The following is a 21595-nucleotide window of genomic DNA, read 5'->3' as shown; positions in this document are numbered from 1 at the left end:
GGATATGTATGGCACAAAAACGGTACCTTCCCGCTTGGGATGCTGTCACCGTTTTTGTCGTATTTGCCCCCTTGTTCACAATTTGGACAGAACTAAGCGCGCTGCGGAAGGAGGGTTTGCCGTGCTGGGGTTAGAATATTTTAATTTCACAGCGGTCTGGAGCCCGGTATTTTTGGCTTTCATGCTGCTGGTCACGGCCGGATATTTCGTGTTAATTGGGCCGGGAGCTGAGAAATGGGCAGAGGGTGAAGTCCACGTTCCAGCGAGACGGAAAGTGTTGTTCGTCACCGGGATGCTGCTGCTCTATCTGGCTCAAGGCGGCCCGGTGGAACTGCTCGGCCATATGATGTTCAGCTTCCATATGCTCAGCATGGCGATGTCCTATCTGTTGGCGCCGCCGCTGTTAATGCTGGGGCTTCCCCCTTGGGTTTGGCGCCGTGTGACGGCGTTTCTGGCTTCAAGCCCGCTCAGGGCACTGAAGTTTCTGGCTCGCCCGGTGGTGGCAGCTGTGGTGTTTAACGGGTTGTTTTCGTTTTATCATCTGCCGGTCGTGCATGATTATGTGATGCTTCATTTCGGGGTGCATCGCCTGTACTATGTCGTATTGTTTATCGCGGCAGTTCTCATGTGGTGGACGCTGGTGAATCCGCTGCCCGAGCGGGCAGGGGTTCAGGGGCTCAAGAAGATGGGCTTTATCTTCCTCAACATGGTGCTGCTCACGCCAGCCTGCGGCTTGATCATCTTTGCGGACGAGCCGCTGTACGCGACTTACAGCGATCCGGCTGTCTGGGCGCGGGCGATGGGTTATTGCGTTGCCGGCGACCCGGCGCAGCTGCTTCGTCAGTTCGGCGGCCCGCAATTTTTTGGCTACCTGCAGCCCAACATCGATCAGCAGGTCGGTGGAATCCTGATGAAATTCATTCAGGAATTCATCTTTGCGTCGATGCTGGCGTACGTGTTTTACCATTGGTACAAGCAGGAAAACCGCGAGAACGACGAGGAAGAAGCGGAGGGAGCTGCGTTGTCTAACTCTTCGCTGAATCCACCCCCGCCTCAGACCGGATCTTAAATCTGTGGGATGGGAGTCCGGCCTGCGAATTGGGGTCAGAAGGTTACCTCACAAAACGTTTAGGAGGATGCAAATTGGATCTGTTCACGTTATTTCCGACGCTCAGCACATCGTTTATCGTCATTAGTGCCGTGCTGGTAGCGATCGGTTGGGGGCTCATCATTAAAGGGAAACGGGAAGCTCACAAGAGGACGATGATTGCTGCGGCCGTCGCTGCGCTTCTGTTCTTCCTGATCTATATGTCGCGGACCGTATTTATCGGCAATACCTCATGGGGCGGACCAGATAGCCTCAAAGGCTATTATCAGACGTTCCTCGCCTTCCATATCGTCCTGGCAACCGTTGCGGCCGTATTTGGCATCACCACGCTGGTGCTTGGCTTCAAGGAGAAATACGCCAAACACCGCAAATGGGGACGAGTCACCTCGGTCATCTGGTTCTGCACGGCGATTACCGGCGTAGTCGTTTATGTGCTGCTGTATATGTTGTATCCGGGCGGCCATACGAAGCCGGTGTGGGAAGTCATTTTGGGAATGTAAATGATCGTTAGTTTGGACTGGATCCTATCAAAGGCCAATGGCCGATTCGTGAAGAATCGCGCTGTTGGCTTTTTTTTAAGATATCAGAAAGTATAAACTTCGGGGCATTGGCATCCTGATATCGCAAGAAAAACTACCGCTAACCGCGGTCTGTCTTCCTAGAATATACGTCGATAGGCGTTTTTCTTATGCGGGTGGAAGGAGCATTGACACGAAAATGAGCACAGATTATACTGTGTATAAAGATATAAACAGTAAGCACAGTGATTATCACACCCTGTCGACGAACATCAATCACGAACGAAGGACGACGATGGGATTGAAAAGAGGTGGATAGACGATGGATAGTTGGAAGGGTGCTTGGGCGATCTTCAAAAAAGATTTGCGAAACGATCGGCTCTATCTCATTTGGAACGTCATCTTTATGCTGTACATTTCGCTGATGCTCGGCATCTTCATCGGAACCCGGGAGGAAGCCGAGTACGTGATGAATCCGATGGGCGATTTCATGATGCTGATGATCGTTCCGTTCACAGGGTTCTTTTTTACCCGGCGGTCATTTAACTATATTCGGGAAAATTCGTATACCCAAATGCTGCGATATTATCGCGTGTTGCCGATTTCCTTGCGGACGGTGCTGAGAAGCAGGCTGATCCAGTTAGGGGCGGCGATGCTGCTGAACGGCATATTGTTTTACGGCGGCCTTTATCTGGTCACGTATCTGATGAATAGTATGATGTGGGATTTTGGAGCCTTTCTCGTGTTTTGCTTCACTTGGACCGGGTACAGCTTACTGATCAACGGGTTGTTCATCTTTTGCGAGCTTCTGACGAGCGGCAAAGTTTATTTAGGGTTAACGTTCCTGCTCATGCTGGTGTTGGGGGGAGCCGCTTTGGTTATGAATTTGCTTGACTTCAACCTGCTGGCGTTCATCTTGGAAAGCTCCCGGCGTTACGTGATCTTGTCACCAGTGATGTGGTGCTCCTTAGCTATCGGCGGTCTCGGATTCACTTACCTGTTATCGTTGACGCGGCGAAAACTGCTGCAGCGGGATTTGGCCTAAAGATGGCACGGAAATACGGGAGTAAGGCGGAGGTGAGCAAGAAAGGTGTGGATTCCCATTCAAATCAACGAAAATAGCGCTGCGCCGCTTTATCATCAAATAGAGTCGCAGCTTCGCTCCCTGATCGTCAGCGGCCAAATCGAAGAAGGTACGTTGCTGCCTTCGATTCGGGAATTTGCCGGCGCCTTAAACTGCAGCGTCATTACGGTACGCCGGGTTTATCAAGATTTAGAGGCCGAGGGATTGCTTCGGACGCGGCAGGGAACAGGTACGTTTGTCGCCAAGGTCAGCGCGGACGAACGTGATGAATACCGCACCGCAGTTGTGAAGGAAGCGCTGGAGAAGGCGGTGGATACCGGGAAATCGATGCAATACGAGGCGGAAGAGTTAAAGCAGCTTTTTTTGCAGGTCATGCAACAGAAATATAACTCAAATCAAGACAAGGAGGGGGCGGATTAATGGCACAACCGATGGCGATTGAGCTGATTGGAGCGCTGAAGCAGGGCCGCCGTAAAACGATCGGGCCGTTGCATTTACAAGTACCGAAGGGGTATATCGTGGCTCTGGTTGGACCTAACGGCTCTGGAAAAAGCACGATGATGCAATTCATTCAGCAAACGCTGCGGCCGGATGCGGGGGAGATTCGTTGGTTTGGACAGTCGTTCTCCGGCGAATTGCCGCTTGAGCTGCGCCAACAAATCGGATATGTCCCGGAAGCACCAGAACCGGAAGAAAATTATATGACCGCCGAGCGCGCAGCTGAATTCCGGTCGCAATGGTATCCGACTTGGGATGAGAAACTCTTTGAGGATCTCATGAATCGGTTTGAGGTCCCAAGAAATGAACGGTTAAACCGGATGTCCAAAGGAGAGCGACGTAAATTCGAGATTGCGGCAGCGCTGGCTGCCCGGCCGAAACTGCTGCTGCTCGACGAGCCCTCCTCGGGGCTGGATCCCTTCGCTTGGAAGGGCATGATCGACGAGCTCCGGGACTTTATGGCAGGCGAGGACATGACGATTTTGATCGCGACCCATATCGTGGAGGAAGTCAAGCGGCTGGCTGACTACATTGCTTTAATCCACCAGGGGCAGGTACTCGGGATAGCCGAGAAGGATCAGCTGTTCAGCAGCTGGAAGGAGATCTGGATCCGCAGCAGCGACTGCTCGCCAAGCGATTTGCCCGAGGGAACGATTCTTCGCGTCGATGGACCGCAGGTGACGAAGCTGGTCGTCCAGGAGCAGCATGAAGGAGAACTGCAGCGGAGTCTCGCGGCGAAAGGCCTGCAGGTGATCCAGACCCGCAGCTTGGAGTTAGATGAAATTTTGCAGCTATGGATTCAAGGGCATTCACCGGCGAAGCTGGTATCCACATCCACAGCGGCATTGGTTTAATGGCATGAATCATTTTCGTAGTGAAGAAGGAGAGGGAATATGGCGAAACCATTGGTACTGGACAACGTAATGAAGCAGTTTGGCGAGAAAACGGCTGTCAACAACATTTCGCTCCAGGTAGAGGAAGGCGAGATTTACGGTTTGCTTGGCGCCAACGGTGCCGGGAAGACGACAACGATGCGGATGGTGCTGGGTTTGATCTATCCGGATGGCGGGCAGATCTTGTACAACGGTAAGCCTTACAGCCGGGAGCTGCAATCGCAAATGGGTTATCTGCCGGAGGAACGCGGCTTGTACCCGAAGGTGAAGGTCAGCGACCAAATCATCTACCTGGCCCGCTTGCGCGGCATGTCTGCGGCGGAGGCCGACAAGAGCTTGAAGTATTGGCTTGAACGGTTTGAAGTGCCGGAATACTACGATAAGAAAATCGAGGAACTGTCCAAAGGCAACCAGCAAAAAATGGGCTTTATCGCCGCGGTCGTCCATAAACCGAAAATCGTCATCATGGACGAAGCGTTTAGCGGCTTGGACCCGGTTAACGTCGAGCTGCTGAAGGCGACGGTGAAGGAGCTGCGCGATCAAGGCACCAGCATTCTGTTCTCCACCCACCGGATGGAGCATGTAGAGGAGCTGTGCCGTAACATCACGATTTTGCACCGTTCGAATACGGTGCTGCAGGGCAATTTGCAGGAGATCAAAAAACGTTATCCACGCGAAGAAGTGCTCTTGCATACAGCGGGAGAAGTAACGGGACTCGAGCGGATCGCGGGCGTGGAGAAGGTTGAGCGGAAAGAACGCGGCTATCTGGTGCGGATCTCGCAGGTATCGGCGGCGCAAGAGATTTTGCGTAGAGCGATGGAAGTCAGCGAAGTGGAGCATTTCGAGATTAAGGAGCCTACGCTGAATCAGATCTTCATTAAAGAGGTAGGTGAATCCAATGAATAAAATGGGGACGGTCGTTGGCTTTACGTTCATGAATAAAGTTCGAACGAAATCATTTATCATTACGACGCTCGTGTTGGCGCTGCTGGTGACGATCGGGCTGCATGTGCCTTATTTTATCGATAAATTTACCGGCGGGGAGGATCAACCGACGAAGATCGGCATTGTGTACGAAGGGCAGCCGGAGCTGGCGAAGTCACTTGAAGCCTACACGGAGAAGCAGCCGGCGGCAGGTTACACGCTGGTTCCTTATGAACAAGCGGACAACGCGAAACTGCTAGCGGCGATTGAAGCCGGGGAAATTGATGGTTATTTGCAATTTGCCGAAGGAGATGGCGGGGTCTTCCCAGCGGTGACCTATACCTCGAAAAAAGACAGCTTGGGAATGGGACTGCAAAATGCGCTGCAGGCAGCACTGCAGAACGTTAAGGCGGAGTATATCACGAAAGGCATGCTGACTGAGGAGCAGATCGCCGCGTTAAGCGCGCCGGTCCAAATCGATGCGGTGAAGGCTTCACCGGAATCCGGCGCTGAGGAATCGGGTCATCAGGCGAAAGCGATGGGGGCGATTAATTACGTTATCGTGTATGTGCTCATCATCTTGTTCTTCATGACCATTATGATGACGGGCAATATGATCTCGGCCGAAGTCACCGCAGAGAAAAGCTCGCGCATTATGGAAATTCTCATCACCAGCGTATCACCGCTGGCGCAAATGTTCGGGAAGATTATCGGGATGTTTTTTATCGGGCTGCTGCAAATCGCCGTTTTTGCCGGGGTGATTGCGATCAATATCTCGCTGCCGTATAACCAGCCGGTGTTGGCGGATTTCAATTTGCATCTGTCCGACATCCGCGTAGAAGTGTTAGTGCTTGGCCTGATTTTCTACATCTTGGGTTACTTCCTGTATGCGACGCTGTTTGCCGCGATCGGCTCGCTGGTCAGCCGGACCGAGGAGCTGGGGCAAGCGGTGATGCCAATTACGATGCTGTCGCTGGCGGCGTTCTATATCGGGATCTTCAGCTTGAGCACGGCAGACTCGCTGCTGATGAAGGTCAGCTCCTTCATCCCGTTCGTTTCGCCGGTCTCGATGATCGTGCGGATCGGCATCGGGGAGCCGCCGGTCTGGGAAATCGCGGCTTCGCTGATCGTCCTGGCTATTGCCATCTTCGTGTTCGGCTGGTTGTCGGCGAAGATTTACCGCACCGGCGTCCTGCTGTACGGTAAACGTCCGACCTTCAAAGAGCTGCGCAAAGCGATGAAGGCTTATAAGATCTAGATTAACTGCGCTAAGCAATCAAAGTGTATTAAGCCTTGGTAGACGTACTCTCGTCTATCAAGGCTTTTCTTGTTTGCGCGGAGTTATGGTGCGTAATGCTCCAGAAGCTCGCGGGACCATCGAGTATCCCGGCTGTTAGGCGAATACATGAACCGGCATGACGCCAGCATCGCGATTTTGAATCGGGATTTTGTGCAGCTTCACTATGAACCCTAATAAAACACTGGTACTTTTGATGGCAGCCCTGGCAGCGGTATTGATGCTGAGCGCATGCGGCAATAAATCGTTAAGTGGAGCACCACAAGAGCAAAATACGACGACGAATACGTCAGGGGTCAGTGACCAGACATCGGCAAATTCCGAATCGGGAAATAACGCGGCCGCTTCGGATCAGGAGACGGGGACAAACGATAACGCAGCAGATACGACGGCGGCCCGCACCCTCGTTTACGAAGGCGCGGGCTGGGCTGTTTTTAGGGCATGTTCGGTTTGACGATAGGGGGATTATTAACTAAAATATATACCCGTGGGGGTATGATGTAATAATGCGATGTCAGGCACGAGGGATAATTGAAAGGAGTGCACGACATGTCCGAAGAACATCACTATGCAGAAGAAGTCAAACGCAGATTGAAACGAATCGAAGGTCAGGTGCGCGGGGTGCTTCGCATGATGGAGGAAGGGAAGCCATGCAAGGAAGTGGTGTGCCAGCTATCTGCAGTGCGGAGTGCTGCGGATAAGGCTTTGGCCCAAATCGTTGCGGATAACCTGCAGCAGTGTATTTTGGAGGAGCAGGCCCAAGGGGGAGACACCGCCCATTTGGTGAAGGAAGCGGTAGAGCTGCTGGTTAAGAGCCGGTAATTCGAAAAGGAGATGATCACGGTGGCGTTTCAGCCAGAAAAGGAAATAACTCCGGCCGAGCTCGTCATGCGAATGAAACGGGGCGAACAGGTTCATGTGCTGGATGTACGCGAGCCGCTTGAGTGGGCCGAAGGCCATATTTCAGGGGCTAAACATATTCCGTTGGGGCAGCTGCCAGAGCGATTTGTGGAGCTGGATCCGGAGGAAGAGCTGATCGTCGTCTGCCGCAGCGGCGGGCGGAGCAGTCTGGCGTGTGAGCTGCTCAGTGAAAGAGGCTACCGTGTGGTCAACATGACCGGCGGAATGCTGGCCTGGCAGGATGAAGTGGAGTGAGCGACATGCTGACCATGGCAGGAGGAATATTGCTTGCCGCCTGGATAATCGGATATGTACTGCGGTTGGTATGGCCTGTCTCGGGCCTAAAGTTCGTGGAGGAGAGGGCCTTATGCGGGTTCGACCTGCCGCCGCAGACGAAGATACTGGATGTCCGGGACGCGTCTTATTATGAAGAATGCCACCTGAACGGAGCGATCAACATTTCGTTAGGTCGATTACCTTTTGTATGGGCGAAGGAGCTTTCGTCTTCGGACCCTGTTCTGATTGTCGCGGACCGTCGGTCTGCGGTGATAAAAGCAGCACGAATCTTACGCAGACGAGGCTTCCGGCAGCTTTACGCCTTGCGCGGCGAAGCTTGCCGGGAAGGAGCTTCGCGGCAGCATTGTTTAGAGAAAGAACCCGCCTGTTGATGCAGGCGGGTTTTTGGTGTACAGTGAAGCGATCATGGGTCTACTTGCGAAAATGAAACTTTCAGACAACATGAACGTTTAATGTACAGCAAGTATATTAGAGAGCAGGGGAGAGACAAGCATCATGCCAACGCCTACATTACCCAGCCGCGCGAGCCGGACAAGCCCCGCGTCGGCAAAGCGGGCAACGGGGGCTAAGAAGCGTACGTCCGCCAAGAAACGGCGGAAGCGTGGATTTTTCTATCTGTTATCCCGGCTGATCCTCACGATGATGCTGATCGGGACGGCGGCCTTATTCTGGTTGTTCTTTACCCCGTCTGGGAACAATATGCGCTATTTAATGGCCGATACGCTGATTACGACGCAGCATCGCCATTGGGCCAAATATATCATCGGACAAGCTGAGCTGGACAAACGGGTCGCCGCTTACCAGGCTCAATTCGAGGAAATGGGGACGGAGAAGGACACCCATACGATTGACTTACCCGACCCGGATGATAAAGAAGACACACAAGCGGAGAAGCCGCTGATTGAAATTGAAGAGATCTCCGGCAAAAGCTATCACGGGTACGTGTTAACTGTAAACGACCCGACCAAAATCCGTTTAGGAGTTCCAGCGAAACGAGGCAAAGGAGAAAAGGTCTCCAGCATGGTGGCGCGGACCGGTGCCCTTGCCGGTGTGAACGGCGGCGGCTTTGCCGACCCGAACTGGAAGGGCAACGGCTTCAAGCCGATTGGGGTGGTCATTTCCCGAGGGAAGCTGTATTACAACGGCATCAGTTCAGGGGCAGCGACGCAGATCGTTGGCCTGGACAAGCAAGGCAAAATGATCGCTGGTAAATATACGCTGGAGGAATTGGACAAGCTGGGCATTCAGGAAGCGGTGACGTTTCAACCGCGAATTATCGTAAACGGCAAAGGACAGATCCGCAGTCAAAAAGAAGGCTGGGGCATCGCACCGCGGACGGCCATGGGGCAGCGCGAAGACGGCGCGATCCTGTTCGTCGTCATCGACGGACGTCAGCCGGGATACAGCATCGGCGCCAGCCTGTACGATGTTCAGCAGATCATGCTGGAACGCGGCGCGGTGATCGCTGCCAATTTGGACGGCGGGTCGTCAACCGTATTGGTCAAGGAAGGCGGGGAGATCGTTAACAAGCCTTCGTCCGAATACGGAGAACGTTATTTGCCAACCGCGTTTCTCGTCTTTGAGGATCCGTCCAAAGTGAACATCCCGAACATTTGGGAAGGTTTGCGTCCGCAGGACATTGATCCCGGGAAGAAGTGATGAAGTTAGCGGTTCCTGGTGACGAAATAGAAGGAGAGGCCGGGCAGAGGGAATTATCCCCTTTTGCCCGGCCTCTTTGTATGAAGTAAATCGATCAGTCCTTGCTCCAAGTGAAGCGTTGACGATATTTTCGCGGGGACATGCCTTCGGTCTTGCTGAAGCAAGCGGTGAAATAAGCGGCCTGATTAAAGCCCACCTGCTCGGCGATCCGCTCGATGGTCAGATCGGTTTGCAGAAGCAGCAGCTTGGCCTGCTGGATACGCAGCCGTTGCAAGTAGACGGCGGGCGAACAGCCAAACACCTTCTGCATACAGCGGGCGATATAGACCGGATGGAAATTGATGCTCTCCCCAAGCTTTTGCGCAGAGAAAGGCTCGTCATAATGCTCACGCAAATAGGAGGCTGCCTTTTCGGCGCAGGCCGACTGCGGAGAGAGTCCCGTATTGGTCGACAAAGCCGACAGCTCAACGATCACGTTTTGAAATAGAGCTTGCTGGCGCAACCGGACGCTGTCCAAATGGATATCGCGGTTCAAATCCGTCAGTTCCTTCAGCAGCGCGATCATTTTCTGCGGCTGGGCCAGCTTCGCATATTGGGGAAGGGGGACTGTATATGACGTCGCCGTGAACGGCGGCAGGGAAATCGAGCCAGGGGTGCCCTGATCCGTCAGGCTGCATCCGCAATGCCGGTATTCCTCCTCCTCAACTACACGCCAATCGCCCAAGAGTTGAAAATGCAGCCAATGGTGCAGCGTATCTTCCCGGCAGCCTTCCAGCGCATAGTGATAACAGTCCGGGCGGAGAATGAGCGAGTGTCCGGCGGTCACCTCGTAATCGCGGCCTTCCTCGCTGATATATAAACATCCGTACTCGACGACCAGCAGGTCGAAGGCCCCGATATTTTGCCGGCTGGGATGCTTGCCGCCGACCGGGATCACCGCCGAGCCGCTGACGATGTAATGGGGAAGTGGAGGCGCGGTAAATTCAATGATGGGAGGCAAAGGATACCCACTCCTCTTAGGTTGGAATATTGAAAAATTGAGTTGATTCAATGATACATCAAAACGGCGTTACCATCTATAATGTGTTTCATGCTAACACGATGACAGGGAATCAACGGGATTCTCCAATCTCCAGGAGGTTGTAATAATGAAGAAAGTCAATGGCGGCGAGAAGAATAAGTTCTCTCTCTGGCTGCTCGCATGGCCCATCTTTATCGAGTTGTTCCTGCAAATTTTGCTGGGGACAGTCGATACGCTGATGGTTAGCCGCATTTCCGACAATGCGGTGGCGGTCGTGGGGTTCTCGAACCAGCTGTTTAATGCGCTGACGACGCTGTTTGCAACTGTCGCTAGCGGGGCGGGGATTGTCATCGCCCAGAAGATCGGTTCGGGCCGCGAAGAGGATGCGCGAACCGTCGCGATTATCGCTTTCAAGGTGACGGCTGGGATTGGTCTTGTTCTCAGCATTTTGCTGATTGCGGTTCCGGGACCGATCGCCACCATGCTGCAGCTTCCGGATGAGCTGCTGCCTCTGGCCAAAATCTACATCTCCATCGTTGGCGGAGGCATGATTCTAACCGCGATGATTTCCCTGCTGGGTACGGCGATCCGCAACACCGGAAATACGAAAGGCCCGATGTACACGGCGGTGGGCATGAACGTTTTGCATATCCTGATGAACTATTGCTTTATCTTTGGGGCCTTTGGATTTCCGCAATGGGGGCTGACCGGCGTGGCGATTTCAACGGTAATCAGCCGCTTGGTCGCTACGGTTGTCTTGCTCTTCATTTTCCTCGGCACGTTCCAGCGGCGGATCGGCTTCAAGGACATGTCTGTCTACGATGGCAAGCTGTTTAAGGAGGTTCTGGTCATTGGCTGGCCGCTGGGAGTCAATTCGGCGAGCTGGGTGTTCTCGCAGCTGGCGATTTTCTCCTTCCTGGCGATGCTTGGCGCAACCGAGTTGGCCGCCAGAACCTATATGAATACGCTGGAGTCGTTCTGCTTTATGCTCGGCTTCTCGCTGGCGATGGCGGCGCAAATCCAGATCGCTCACCTGTACGGAGCGGGCAAAACCAAAGAAGCTTACCGCGCGGTATACCGCGTGCTGGCCTTTGGGCTGCCGCTCGTTATCGTTAATGCGTTTATCCTTGTTCTGTTTGGTCCGAAGCTGTTGGGATTGTTTACACAGGATCCCGATATCTTGGCCCTCTGTGCGGCATTGCTCTGGCTCAATCTGTTGCTGCAGCCGGGCAAAATGATCAACATGGCCCTCGGGAACTCGTTGAATGCGGTAGGGGATACGCGATATACGATGATCATTTCCTTGATCTTTATGTCCGTCGTTGCGACCGGCTGCTCGTATCTGTTTGGCGTTTCGCTCGGCTGGGGCATTATCGCCATTTACGCTTGTATGATCAGCGACGAATATATTCGGGGCGTCTTTTCGTTCTTCCGCTGGAGAGGGCGTAAGTATCTGCGCAGAAAAGAGCAGGAGCTGCTTCAAGAACGGGGATGGGCCCAGGAAGACCAAGGCCAGGGGCAAGGAAATCAGGCGATGGACGGAGTTGCTCCTTCGGCGTTATAAAGTGTGAGAATAAAAGATGAGCCGCAGGGCGGCCCGGGAAGGGCGCCTGCGGCTCTTTCTGTTTTTTGTGGCAAGATATCCTACTCTTTCTCTCGGTCAGGCAGCTGCTTCACGTAGCTGTCGCTGAGACGGAGCAGTTCAAGCGCACGGTTATATTCGCTTTCCGTCGTTAACGCTTGGGTCACACCGTCCTTGGGGAGCGGATACTTCGTACCGTCATCATACCAAACCCCTGGGATAAACAGCGCCTGGTCGTTGATAAACGAGCCGGATGGCAGATAGTAACGCTGCGGTAACAGGTTGTAAGATGTTTGGTTCAGCAAATCCTCACCAAAATGAATATGATTATCGAGATTGATGCCAAACAGGTTGGCTACCGTCGGCAGGATATCCACTTGGCCGCCGACATTGTCCATGACATCTGGCATATCGGTACCCGGCACATGAAGAAGCAGCGGGATATTGATCATATCAATATAGCTGTAATCCCGGCCATAAATTTCTTTCATTAGCTCAAGTCCATGTTTGTCTAGCGAATACATTGGCAAGCCGAGATGGTCACCGTAAATGACAACCACGCTGTTGTCCCAGATGCCTCTTTGCTTCAGATCCTCGATAAATTGACCGAGTGCGTAGTCCGCATAGCTTTGCGCCCGCAAATAATCGCCAACCATATTGTCTTGGTAACGTTCAGGCAACTGAATCTTATCCTTGTCATGCGGTGTTGTAAACGGATGGTGAGCCGTCATCGAGATCACTTGAGTATAGAAAGGCTGTCCCGTTTGCTGCATGCGATCCAGCTCTTCAGCTGTCTTCTTGTAGAGCACTTCATCCGAAGGGCCAAAGAAGACGGTGTCTTCGGTACCAAACCATTTCTGGTCATAATAGCGGTTGAAGCCAATCGCTTTGTACAATTCGCCGCGGTTCCAGAAATCAACGACATTCGTGTGGAACGTTGCCGTATCATACCCTTGATCCCGCATCAGCTTCGGCAAGCTTGGCAGATCCTTGTCCGGATAGTTTTGCGTTGCGGCCTCATTGTACGGAATGTAGAACGAGGTGTTCACAACAAACTCGGCATCAGAGGTGTTCCCTTGTCCGACCATTTGATAGAAATGCTTGAAATAGGTGTTTTCCTTAACAAGTTTATTCATGTTTGGCGTGACTTCCTGACCATCGATCTTCAGGTCAATCAGGAAGTTCTGGAACGATTCCATCTGAATGATGATCAGGTTTTTGCCTTTGGCCGCACCAAAATATTTCGGTTCCGCTGGGATGGTAATGCCTTTCAGGTTATTGATTTTCTCTTGCGAGATCTGGTCCTTGTCAACCAGTTCTTCCTTCTTGGCGCTGGAGAAAATCGTGTACGTTTCATAGTTCAGGATGCCCATTTGCTCGGCCTGTTTGATCTCATTCATGCTGGCCCGGTTCGGCCATACATTAAAGATACACAGCAGCAGGGAAAAGGCGAAAATTCCGGTAATGACGCCGGTGCTGGCTTTTCTTAGATTAAATAAAGCTTTTAGCTTCTCGGCGCGTTTCTTCCGGAACAACCAGAAGCCGATCACCACGATGTCCATAAAGATCAGCAGATAATAAGGCGCCAGCAGGGAGAACACGCTGTTCTTCACCGCGGTGACTTGATTCACCTGCTGCAGGGCAGTGTAATTCACGATAACCCCATAATATTTATGGTACATAACAGCGGCGAAGAAAATGGCTGTAACGATCAAATTGACGGTTAAATAAAGGCCGATCTTACGTTTGGAGGAGAACCATTCAATCAAGCAGAACAAAATCCAGATAAACGGGATTTCCTTCAACAATGGCCCCCAAGCGGGTACTACATCAAAGATAGCCGTCCAGACGAGATAAATCTTGAAGATCATAATGACAGAGAAAAAGACAAACGGCTTGATGCTGGCGAGCCGGATGCGATTGAACTGTGACACTTCGTTTCCTTCCTTTCCGTAAAAACTCCTTAGTTGAAATTAATGCCGAGTTTACAATTTTAACACCCCATATATAATACATGAAATGGCCGCAAGAATAAAATTAATCAATTCACTCAATTAGCAAGATATTCCACTTAAAGCCGTATGCAACGCGTCGAAAGCCGTATTATTGACGGATAACGCCCCTTTTTGGTAAATTAAACGTATTCCTTCTTTTCGGAATAATGCTTCGTGATCGAAAGAGGAGAGATCTTGATGTCGGTGAAGGTTCTTAACTAGTAATTTCATAGGGACAGAGACACGAGTACAGGAACGTGCCGCTTGAGTTTTAAGCGCGCATGTATTTTTCCGTACGCTTGTTTCGGTCTATGAATAGTTAAGAACACACGCGAAAGCATCTTGCAGCTCCCCATTAGCTGCCGTTATCTTGATAACGATCAAGCCGTGCTGTTTTCAGCACGGCTTTTTTGATTACCCGGATCGGCAGAGAGCGGGAGAAGTATAGGCAAAGGATGGCATACGTGCGTCCTTTGCCTTTTTTTATTCCGGAAAGAAGGAAGATCAACCATTTTGAAGGAGGATTTCCCTTGGAGAGATTTTCGCTAAGTACATTGGAATATGAAAGCATCAAACGGGAATTGCTGGGATACGCGGTATCTTATGCCGGACGGAAACGCATCGAAGAGCTCGCACCGATGGTGGAGAAGCGGGCCATCGAACGGGCGATTGCGGAAACGGCGGAGGCGGTCGCCCTGTACAGGAAGGGAGCCAGTGTCCCGCTGCCTTCGCTGGAAGGGATCGAGCAGGTCGTCTCATTGCTGGGCACAGGGTATCTGTTCACGGAGCAGGATTTGACGGCAGTGCAGATGTTCCTGCACAGCTGCGGGCAACTCAAGAAATATATGGCTGCCAAAGGCGAGCTGGCCTGGCGAATCGGCATTTATGCGACCGATTTGCAGGATTTGCCTGCACTGCAGCAGGAGATTCTCCGTTGTATTCGGCACGGAGTGATTATGGATGACGCCAGCCGGGAGCTGGAGAAGATACGTAAAAAAATCAGCATCGTCAAAGAGCGGATCCAGAAGCGGATTCAGGCTGTTATGGCTCGTCACGCCTCGATTTTGCAGGAGAACATCGTAAGCGTACGCGGCGGCAGATACGTGATCCCGGTGAAAAAAGACTACTACAAGCAAGTTAATGGGCGTATGCTGGACCAATCGACCAGCGGGCAGACCGCGTTCATCGAGCCCCAGGAGGTGGCAGCCTTGCAAAGCGAGCTGGAGCTGCTTCAAGGCGAAGAGGCCCGGGAGGAAGCGAAAATCCTCGGATACCTCGCCGGATTGGTCGAACGGGAAGCGGCTGACCTGATTCGGAATATCGAGATTACAGGGTTGTATGACTTTATTTTCGCTAAGGCAAAATACGCTGCGGCAATCGGCGGGACCGAGGTGCAGCTCAGCGAGACCGGAGAGACGGTGATTCGCGGCGCCAAGCATCCGAAGCTGCTGCAGACGATGGTGCCGCTGGATATGGCGATCGGTACGGATTACCGGACGCTGATCATCACCGGTCCCAATACCGGCGGGAAAACGGTCGTCCTGAAGACGTTTGGTCTGCTGACATTGATGGTGCAATCGGGTCTGCTGGTGCCGGTCTCGCCGGATAGCCGGTTTGCGGTGTACCAGGGCATCCGCGCTGTCATCGGGGACGGCCAGAACCTGGAGCAGTCACTCAGCACGTTCTCCGCTCAGATCGGCGCGCTGGTACAAATCCTGAAAGAGTCGGGCCCCGCTACCCTGGTGCTGATCGATGAGCTGGCGGCGGGCACCGATCCAGGCGAAGGGATCGCCTTGTCGATTGCGATCCTGGAGGAGTTCGCCCGGAAAGGGTCGACGGTAATGGTCACGACCCATTTCAACGAACTCAAGACCTTCGCTTCCCGGGCGGAGGGATTTGAGAACGCGCGGATGGAATTCGACGCCGAGACGCTGCGTCCGCTGTACCGCCTGACCATCGGGCAGTCCGGCCGCAGTTATGCGATCGAAATCGCCCGCAAGCTGGGGATGTCCGGCGGGATCATCGAACGCTCGCAGCATATCGTCAGCCGCCAGCAATCCACCGATGGCTCTGGCAGCGGCGGTCTGCGTTGGGATGAGATCGTACCCGCGAAGCCATCAGCGGCTGCGCGGGATGCACGGGATAAGGCAGCTTCTGTGCCCGGGAGTTCGCGAGCAGCGGGGGAGCCGGGGAAAGGTTCGGGAGCTAAGGGACAGCTGAAGCCCCAGCGAGCAGCAGGCTTGAACGGCGGAGGAACGGAGACCGTAACGGGGGCCGGGAAACCCGCTGACGCTGAGGCGGCAACCGGAGAAGCAGCCCTTCCGCCGTCCCGCAAGTTTGAGGTGGGCGACGCCGTTCTCGTCACTTCCATCGGGAAGATTGGTATCGTCGTGGAACCGCCGGATTTGCGAGGAATGGCGTTAGTTCAGGTGCAGAAGCAGAAAATCAAGGTGAACCATAAGCGATTAAAGCCTTATCTTAAGAGCGAGTCTCTGTATCCGGAGGATTACGATTTGGATATCGTGTTCGACTCGAAGGAAAACCGGAAAAAGCGCAAGCTGATGAGCAAACGGCACGTGGAAGGCTTGATGATTATCAAGAAACCGGGGGAGGATTAACTTTGCGCGGTAGTTAGCCAGGCGTCAGGCATAATGAAAGAGCGCGAGTTTAGAGGTCCGTTTCGTTCGGTCCTTAGGCTCGCGCTTTAGTTTTGTTCGCTAGGGGGGAGATAGCTGCAAAAGTACAGTTTTTTCTGTCAAAAGTACGATTTGGAGCTAAAAAACTGCAAAAGTGCAGGCTTTTTCTGCCCATTTCCGGAAATCCGGCGTTTCGAGCGAAAAAAACTGCACTTTTGCATCAATTTCGTGATTTTCTCCCATTTTGACTAAAATAACTGCACTTTTGCAGGAATCGCAGCGACTACAGTGAGAGTGAGTTGGGGTAAGGATCCCAGTCTGAGTAACAGTCGCAGTTGAAGTGTAATCCCCGTTAAGCGGGAACCGGCAGCTGCTGGGCCAGCGTCGCCACAAATTGTTCGAGGAACGCTTGGTCTTCCGCGTCAAAGCGTCCTTTCCGCGGACTATCGATGTCCAGGACGCCGATCAGCCGGTCTTCCTTAACGATCGGTACGACGATCTCGCTGTTGGATGCCGCATCACAGGCAATGTGGCCTGGAAAAGCGTGGACATCCTCCACCCGCAGCGTTTCGCGGCGTTCTGCGCTGGTGCCGCAGACCCCTTTGCCAAGCGGGATCCGGATGCAGGCCGGCAGGCCTTGAAACGGTCCGAGCACCAGCTCGTTGCCGTCGTATAAGTAAAAGCCGACCCAGTTGATATCCTCCAGGTAATGGTTCAACAGCGCAGCCGCATTGGCTAGATTGGCTACCTGGTTAGTCTCCCCGCTGATGAGCGCTTGAAGCTGCGACAAGACGGCTTGCTGCCGCTCTTCGCGGGTACCGCTATATTCATTGGCATGAAACATGCATGATTCCCTCCTTAAAAACTGCGGGCGAGATAAGGTTGCCGGCAGCGATACAACTATTATAAAGAAGTTTTTTGTCGAGGGATAGCATCCCTAAGAGCGAAGAACCGTTTATATCTTACAAAGTCCGACACTCAGTGCTATTTTTTATCAAATTTGCAAAATATGTTTTTTGGCATCATGCGGTAAAATAGGGACAAGATTAATGAAAAGGTGATTTTTATGGTACCTCAATCTCTCCGAGGCACAAGCCGTACCAATAATAAAATCAGCAACGACTTGAAGGCGACCATCGAGCACCTGCGCACGGAATTGATGAATGCCGCTACTCAAGATAACTTCAGCAGCGGCGCCATTCTGGAAATAAGCCAGCGCCTGGACCAGTATATCGTGATGGCCCAAAGTCAAATGCTCGGCAAGTAAGCGGCCTCTGGCATTTCCGCGCCAAGAACCTTCTCGATGAAGCCATGTACCACTTCGGCATACCGCTTCGGGTTGATGCCGTAGGCATTGGCATGGACCGCGCCTTCCACGAGCAGCAGTTCTTTAGGTTCAGGCTTCACTTGGTACATTTCCCGGCTCATATAAGTCGGAACGTAGTTGTCCTCCGTACCGTGGATGAATAACACCGGCAGCTTGCTGTTCTCAACGGCTTTAATTGGGCTGACCTGGTGCAGCCGGAAGCCGGCTTTGCGATGCAGCAGCTTATCGACCAGCGGCAAGAGCGGTTTGGCCGGAAGCTTGTTCAGCTTGGTGATCTGATGTCGAATGAGCTCCGTCAAGTCCGAGTAAGGGCAGTCCGCGATCACAAATTTCACGTTCGGATGGGCGATGGCAAGATACTCCAGCACCGTTCCACCCCCCAAAGATTGGCCATGCAGGCCGATCACACTATTCTCCCCGTAATTCTCCAAAATCCAGTTTACCCAGGCTTGGACATCGTATTTTTCCTGATATCCATAGGTCGTGTAGTTTCCTTCACTGCCGCCATGTCGACGTTGATCGACCAGCAGAATGTTAAACCCTGCCTTCCGGAACACGTCAATGTATTGCGTGGAGGCGAGCAAGGAAACCGTATAGCCGTGTACGATGATCATCCAGCGTTGGCTTCCAGGAAACAGTTCCAAAACATACCCGTTGAGCTTCAGCCCATCTCGGGATCGGACTTGAACCTGTCGTTTGGGCAGCCGTTCGAATTGGTCGCGGGTAAATACCCCGGTTCGTTCCAAATACTCGTAAATGCTCTCGTTCGTCTGCAGCCGCATCTGGGTGATTTGGCGCACCGCAAACCGCGGCAAGCCGCTTACGAATGCCAATACAATCAGCATGAAGAACAAAATAACGATCGTAAATACCATGTCGCTGGGTTCCTCCTTGCGAGCCTATCCGTGAAGCTCTCTTACGTTTTTATAGTATCACCGAAAAGTTGGAAGGAAAATCGCCATACGGAAAATTTACCCCGTCCCTTTGACGAGCCCATTCCGATATGATTAGCTAGTAAAGGATGTAGCGATTAATGACCACAGGTGGAAAGGGGGAGAAGGCGGGCGTGTACAAATGCGGCGGAGACATTCCTGTGCTGGAAAGCGAACGGCTAAGGCTGCGGCGGATGGAGCGAAGCGATGCCGAGGTGATGTTTCGGTATTGGAGCGATCCGGAAGTCATTAAGTATATGAATCTTCCGCCGTTTGCCTCGGTGGAGGATACTTGGGCAATGATTAACCTGCTGAATGGTTTATCTGAGAGCGAGGATACGCTACGTTTTGGCATTGAGCTGAAGGATGAACAGAAGCTGATTGGCAGCTGCGGCTTTAATGTTTGGGAGCTGGCCGGGGCTTATCGCGGGGAAATCGGCTATGACCTAGGCCGGGAATATTGGGGGCACGGGTATATGTCGGAGGCGCTGCGAATGCTGCTTGCGTACGGCTACGAGACGATGGGACTGAACCGGATAGAAGCGCTGGTAGATCCACGCAACAACGCTTCCCGCAAGTTGCTGAAAGCGTTTGGGTTCATGGAAGAAGGGCTGTTGCGGGAGTATCAGAAGACGGAGAACGGTTTTGTTGATTTGTTGATGTATTCTTTGTTGAAGAAAGAGTATTACTCGGGAGGAATAACCTAACGATGATGAAGTCTGAAAAAAAATACGGCGGCGGAATGCTGCACCACTTGGACCCACTCAGTAAGCTGGTCGCATTAGCTTGTATCGCTGCGCTTGCCATGCATTGGGACGAGCTGCAGCGGCAGGTGATCTTGCTGCTGGTATTGGTGGCGGGGGCCAAGCTGGGGGCCGGGATTGGCTGGGCCCGGTTATTGCGGCGCATCGCCTGGATCTTAGGCTTTGGTCTGCCGTTATTTGTGGTTACCGCGCTGGCGGTGCAGCTTCGGGAGGGAAGTGCCGGGGGCGGGGGATTCCTGCCGATTTCGGCCACTGCGCTTGAGGACGCTGCCGCCGTGACTTTGCGGCTGGTGAATTTGTTTTTGTCCTCGCTGGCTTATATCGAGTCCACGAATCCCAAGGATTTTGTTGTGATGATGTCGACCCGTTTGAAGCTGCCTTACCGGTTTGTGTTTGGCGTTTCGCTGGCGATGACGTTCTTGCCGTTGCTTGCGGAGGAAGGAAGACAGGCGGCAGCCGCCCGTAAACTTCGGTTGGGTCGCAAACCGCGGGGGGTTGCAGAACGGCTTGCGCAGTGGCGGGGGCAGTTGGTCACCGTGTTCACCGGAGCGATTCGGCGTGTGGAACAAACCGCAGGAGCGATGGACGTGAAGGGCTTTGGTGCGTACCGGGAGCGCACATTTTTGCGGGATGTGCCGCTGAAGGCGGTTGGCGTATGGACGATGCTGGCAAGCTTGGTGTTGACTGCGGGCCTGTGGATGCTGTAACGGATTTTGACTTGTTGGATGTTCACTTTTTACAAGCATGCGGGCCCTAGAGATAAGGCAGTTCAGGTTAAATTTGAAAAAAAGGACTTGACGCGGACAAATTGTTAACCTAAATTATCACTTGTGGTTAACAATTCAAATGGATGAGAGGATGGTTCAAGTGAAAGAAGGAAGTTCCGACAAAGTGCTTCAGCGCTTTACGACGCTTGATATTGTACTTATGGCGATGCTGGCAGCGGCTAACGCGGTCATGACGGTGTTTCTGTCACCGGTGAATCAAGCGCTGAATGGGCTGGGGGGACCGATCCTCACCTCAACGATCACCGGTTTGTATATGATTTACGGATTGCTGGCGTATTATATTATCCGCAAACCGGGGACGGCCCTGATCACCTATGGTATCGGTGCAGTTGTCCAAGCGTTTATGGGAACGGCGTATGGCATTTTGTCCTGCTTTGTGGCTGCGGCTTGTTATTTGGTGATTGTGGAGGCGGCTTTTGCCCTCGTACGTTATAAAAACTGGAGCTTGCCGATGCTGCTGATTACCGGCGGGGCGATGGTGCCGTTGTGGTTCTTTTTTGCGGCCCAGATGTACGGTTATACGAAGTGGGGCATGGATGTTCTGCTGATCGCCCTCGTCGTTCGGGTATTAAGCGGCATGATCCTGTGCGGGCTGTTGGTCAAACTGCTGGGCGATGCGTTGGCTAGCAGCGGGCTGCTTCGCCGCTTCGCGGTCGGCCGCCGGGCGGAGGCGTAAAATGCCGGAACCGGCATTGGAGCTGCAGGACGTCAGCTATGCGTTTGAGCCCGGCGGAGTCCCGGCGCTGCGCGACGTGACGCTCACCGTGGAACGCGGGGAGTGGATGGCGGTCGTCGGCGCGAGCGGCAGCGGCAAATCGGCCCTGGCGCAGCTGATCAGCGGTTATCTTCCCCGCGCCGGGGGAGGGAGCCGCTCGGGCCGAGTGCGCGTGCACGGCGTCGATCCCGCGGAAGCGGAGATCGGCGAGGTCGCCCGGCGCGTCGGGGTCGTGTTCCAGGACCCCGACGCGCAGCTCGTGCAGGGCCGGGTCGAAGACGAAGTCGCCTTCGGCCCGGAGAACCTGCGCGTGCCCGCCGCCGAGCTGGAACGGCGGGTCTCGGACGCGCTGGCGGCGGTGGCGTTGACGCCTCGCCGCCTGACGCCCGTGCACGCGCTGTCCGGCGGCGGCCGACAGCGCACGGCGATCGCGGCGGTGCTGGCGCTGGAGCCGCCGCTGCTCGTGCTCGACGAGGCGGCGGCCAGCCTCGACGCCGCCTCGCGCCGGCGGCTGCTGGCGCTGCTGCGCCGCCTGCACGGCGAAGGCCGGACCATCGTGACGATGTCCGGCCGGATGGACGAGCTCGCGCTGGCTGCGCCGCGGCTCGTCGTGTTGGACGCCGGAACCGTCGCGTTGGACGGTCCGGCGGAGCGCATC

Annotated in this window: 23 protein-coding genes; 19 read left to right on the top strand and 4 right to left on the bottom strand. The window is 53.6% G+C overall.

The annotated features are described in order from the left end of the window. Window positions 1–121: 121 nt before the first annotated feature. The 12 genes from ctaG (at window position 122) to M3G15_RS16770 (ending at window position 9178) form a co-directional block, all read left to right on the top strand. Window positions 122–1069 (top strand): cytochrome c oxidase assembly factor CtaG, encoded by a 948-nt coding sequence (ctaG, locus tag M3G15_RS16825; protein ID WP_009224061.1) that lies wholly within the window; start codon window positions 122–124, stop codon window positions 1067–1069. Window positions 1070–1143: 74 nt separating this feature from the next. Beyond that, window positions 1144–1608, top strand: coding sequence for a DUF420 domain-containing protein (locus tag M3G15_RS16820; protein ID WP_260071548.1), 465 nt, complete (start codon window positions 1144–1146; stop codon window positions 1606–1608). A 340-nt stretch (window positions 1609–1948) separates the two neighbouring features. Next, window positions 1949–2671 (top strand): hypothetical protein, encoded by a 723-nt coding sequence (locus M3G15_RS16815; RefSeq protein ID WP_260071547.1) that lies wholly within the window; start codon window positions 1949–1951, stop codon window positions 2669–2671. A gap of 45 nt (window positions 2672–2716) precedes the next feature. Further along, a complete protein-coding gene (locus M3G15_RS16810) occupies window positions 2717–3130 on the top strand; it encodes a GntR family transcriptional regulator (RefSeq protein ID WP_009224064.1) in 414 nt (137 codons plus the stop codon). Next, window positions 3130–4062 (top strand): ABC transporter ATP-binding protein, encoded by a 933-nt coding sequence (locus M3G15_RS16805; RefSeq protein ID WP_260071546.1) that lies wholly within the window; start codon window positions 3130–3132, stop codon window positions 4060–4062. The genes M3G15_RS16810 and M3G15_RS16805 overlap by 1 nt, the downstream gene beginning before the upstream one ends. A 39-nt stretch (window positions 4063–4101) precedes the next feature. Beyond that, window positions 4102–5007: an ABC transporter ATP-binding protein gene (locus M3G15_RS16800; RefSeq protein WP_009224066.1), complete on the top strand. Its 906-nt coding sequence runs from the start codon at window positions 4102–4104 to the stop codon at window positions 5005–5007. After that, window positions 5000–6283, top strand: coding sequence for an ABC transporter permease (locus tag M3G15_RS16795; protein ID WP_260071545.1), 1284 nt, complete (start codon window positions 5000–5002; stop codon window positions 6281–6283). The genes M3G15_RS16800 and M3G15_RS16795 overlap by 8 nt, the downstream gene beginning before the upstream one ends. A gap of 205 nt (window positions 6284–6488) precedes the next feature. Next, entirely contained in the window at window positions 6489–6776 is a 288-nt protein-coding gene (locus M3G15_RS16790) for a hypothetical protein (protein WP_260071544.1), read from the top strand. Window positions 6777–6871: 95 nt separating this feature from the next. Then, entirely contained in the window at window positions 6872–7144 is a 273-nt protein-coding gene (locus M3G15_RS16785) for a metal-sensitive transcriptional regulator (RefSeq protein WP_036644478.1), read from the top strand. Between the two features lie 12 nt (window positions 7145–7156). After that, a complete protein-coding gene (locus tag M3G15_RS16780; RefSeq protein ID WP_036644481.1) occupies window positions 7157–7477 on the top strand; it encodes a rhodanese-like domain-containing protein in 321 nt (106 codons plus the stop codon). A gap of 5 nt (window positions 7478–7482) precedes the next feature. Further along, window positions 7483–7890 (top strand): rhodanese-like domain-containing protein, encoded by a 408-nt coding sequence (locus M3G15_RS16775; protein ID WP_232282242.1) that lies wholly within the window; start codon window positions 7483–7485, stop codon window positions 7888–7890. A gap of 268 nt (window positions 7891–8158) precedes the next feature. Beyond that, complete coding sequence (locus M3G15_RS16770; RefSeq protein ID WP_397376637.1) at window positions 8159–9178, top strand: phosphodiester glycosidase family protein; 1020 nt, start codon at window positions 8159–8161, stop codon at window positions 9176–9178. A 94-nt stretch (window positions 9179–9272) separates the two neighbouring features. Here the strand turns inward: M3G15_RS16770 and M3G15_RS16765 are convergent, their stop codons facing one another. Further along, on the bottom strand, window positions 9273–10178 hold the full coding sequence (locus M3G15_RS16765) for an AraC family transcriptional regulator (RefSeq protein WP_009224072.1): 906 nt from the start codon (window positions 10176–10178) through the stop codon (window positions 9273–9275). A 148-nt stretch (window positions 10179–10326) separates the two neighbouring features. Between M3G15_RS16765 and M3G15_RS16760 the strand changes: the two genes are divergently transcribed. Beyond that, window positions 10327–11763 carry an MATE family efflux transporter gene (locus M3G15_RS16760; RefSeq protein ID WP_260071543.1) on the top strand — a complete coding sequence of 479 codons (1437 nt, stop codon included), beginning with the start codon at window positions 10327–10329 and terminating at the stop codon, window positions 11761–11763. Between the two features lie 80 nt (window positions 11764–11843). Here M3G15_RS16760 and M3G15_RS16755 read toward each other — a convergent pair whose 3' ends face one another. Then, window positions 11844–13715: an LTA synthase family protein gene (locus M3G15_RS16755; RefSeq protein WP_260071542.1), complete on the bottom strand. Its 1872-nt coding sequence runs from the start codon at window positions 13713–13715 to the stop codon at window positions 11844–11846. A gap of 590 nt (window positions 13716–14305) precedes the next feature. On the opposite strand from M3G15_RS16755, the gene M3G15_RS16750 reads away from it, so the two are divergent. Continuing rightward, entirely contained in the window at window positions 14306–16393 is a 2088-nt protein-coding gene (locus tag M3G15_RS16750) for an endonuclease MutS2 (RefSeq protein ID WP_260071541.1), read from the top strand. Between the two features lie 370 nt (window positions 16394–16763). Here the strand turns inward: M3G15_RS16750 and M3G15_RS16745 are convergent, their stop codons facing one another. Next, window positions 16764–17255, bottom strand: coding sequence for a GAF domain-containing protein (locus tag M3G15_RS16745; protein ID WP_009224076.1), 492 nt, complete (start codon window positions 17253–17255; stop codon window positions 16764–16766). Between the two features lie 222 nt (window positions 17256–17477). Between M3G15_RS16745 and M3G15_RS16740 the strand changes: the two genes are divergently transcribed. Then, window positions 17478–17678: an aspartyl-phosphate phosphatase Spo0E family protein gene (locus M3G15_RS16740; protein WP_036644485.1), complete on the top strand. Its 201-nt coding sequence runs from the start codon at window positions 17478–17480 to the stop codon at window positions 17676–17678. On the opposite strand, the gene M3G15_RS16735 is transcribed toward M3G15_RS16740, so the two are convergent. Beyond that, entirely contained in the window at window positions 17660–18613 is a 954-nt protein-coding gene (locus tag M3G15_RS16735) for an alpha/beta hydrolase (RefSeq protein ID WP_009224078.1), read from the bottom strand. The two genes, M3G15_RS16740 and M3G15_RS16735, sit on opposite strands and share 19 nt — an antisense overlap. A 158-nt stretch (window positions 18614–18771) precedes the next feature. On the opposite strand from M3G15_RS16735, the gene M3G15_RS16730 reads away from it, so the two are divergent. The 4 genes from M3G15_RS16730 to M3G15_RS16715 all read left to right on the top strand — a co-directional run. Continuing rightward, on the top strand, window positions 18772–19377 hold the full coding sequence (locus M3G15_RS16730; protein ID WP_009224079.1) for a GNAT family N-acetyltransferase: 606 nt from the start codon (window positions 18772–18774) through the stop codon (window positions 19375–19377). Between the two features lie 2 nt (window positions 19378–19379). After that, window positions 19380–20141, top strand: a complete 762-nt coding sequence (locus M3G15_RS16725) for an energy-coupling factor transporter transmembrane component T family protein (protein ID WP_260071540.1) — start codon at window positions 19380–19382, stop codon at window positions 20139–20141. A gap of 151 nt (window positions 20142–20292) precedes the next feature. Beyond that, the gene (locus M3G15_RS16720; RefSeq protein ID WP_009224081.1) at window positions 20293–20898 is read left to right on the top strand and encodes an ECF transporter S component; all 606 of its coding nucleotides are present in this window, start codon (window positions 20293–20295) and stop codon (window positions 20896–20898) included. A gap of 1 nt (window position 20899) precedes the next feature. Further along, the coding region (locus M3G15_RS16715; protein WP_260071539.1) for an energy-coupling factor ABC transporter ATP-binding protein at window positions 20900–21595 on the top strand (696 nt) is incomplete at its 3' end.

Source organism: Paenibacillus sp. p3-SID1389, assembly GCF_025151705.1.
Lineage (GTDB): Bacteria > Bacillota > Bacilli > Paenibacillales > Paenibacillaceae > Fontibacillus > Fontibacillus phoenicis.
The sequence above is the reverse complement of the archived record's forward strand: the minus strand, read 5'-3'. Positions and strand labels throughout refer to the sequence as shown.

What these genes read in the sequence shown, in the direction of transcription:
- M3G15_RS16740 (WP_036644485.1), top strand. Translation starts at nt 17,478, where the DNA reads ATGGTACCTCAATCTCTCCGAGGCACAAGCCGTACCAATAATAAAATC.
- M3G15_RS16800 (WP_009224066.1), top strand. Translation starts at nt 4,102, where the DNA reads ATGGCGAAACCATTGGTACTGGACAACGTAATGAAGCAGTTTGGCGAG.
- M3G15_RS16720 (WP_009224081.1), top strand. Translation starts at nt 20,293, where the DNA reads ATGGTTCAAGTGAAAGAAGGAAGTTCCGACAAAGTGCTTCAGCGCTTT.
- M3G15_RS16780 (WP_036644481.1), top strand. Translation starts at nt 7,157, where the DNA reads ATGATCACGGTGGCGTTTCAGCCAGAAAAGGAAATAACTCCGGCCGAG.
- M3G15_RS16725 (WP_260071540.1), top strand. Translation starts at nt 19,380, where the DNA reads ATGATGAAGTCTGAAAAAAAATACGGCGGCGGAATGCTGCACCACTTG.
- M3G15_RS16770 (WP_397376637.1), top strand. Translation starts at nt 8,159, where the DNA reads ATGATGCTGATCGGGACGGCGGCCTTATTCTGGTTGTTCTTTACCCCG.
- M3G15_RS16795 (WP_260071545.1), top strand. Translation starts at nt 5,000, where the DNA reads ATGAATAAAATGGGGACGGTCGTTGGCTTTACGTTCATGAATAAAGTT.
- M3G15_RS16805 (WP_260071546.1), top strand. Translation starts at nt 3,130, where the DNA reads ATGGCACAACCGATGGCGATTGAGCTGATTGGAGCGCTGAAGCAGGGC.
- M3G15_RS16775 (WP_232282242.1), top strand. Translation starts at nt 7,483, where the DNA reads ATGCTGACCATGGCAGGAGGAATATTGCTTGCCGCCTGGATAATCGGA.
- M3G15_RS16790 (WP_260071544.1), top strand. Translation starts at nt 6,489, where the DNA reads ATGAACCCTAATAAAACACTGGTACTTTTGATGGCAGCCCTGGCAGCG.
- M3G15_RS16785 (WP_036644478.1), top strand. Translation starts at nt 6,872, where the DNA reads ATGTCCGAAGAACATCACTATGCAGAAGAAGTCAAACGCAGATTGAAA.
- M3G15_RS16815 (WP_260071547.1), top strand. Translation starts at nt 1,949, where the DNA reads ATGGATAGTTGGAAGGGTGCTTGGGCGATCTTCAAAAAAGATTTGCGA.
- M3G15_RS16735 (WP_009224078.1), bottom strand. Translation starts at nt 18,613, where the DNA reads ATGGTATTTACGATCGTTATTTTGTTCTTCATGCTGATTGTATTGGCA.
- M3G15_RS16745 (WP_009224076.1), bottom strand. Translation starts at nt 17,255, where the DNA reads ATGTTTCATGCCAATGAATATAGCGGTACCCGCGAAGAGCGGCAGCAA.
- M3G15_RS16760 (WP_260071543.1), top strand. Translation starts at nt 10,327, where the DNA reads ATGAAGAAAGTCAATGGCGGCGAGAAGAATAAGTTCTCTCTCTGGCTG.
- M3G15_RS16730 (WP_009224079.1), top strand. Translation starts at nt 18,772, where the DNA reads ATGACCACAGGTGGAAAGGGGGAGAAGGCGGGCGTGTACAAATGCGGC.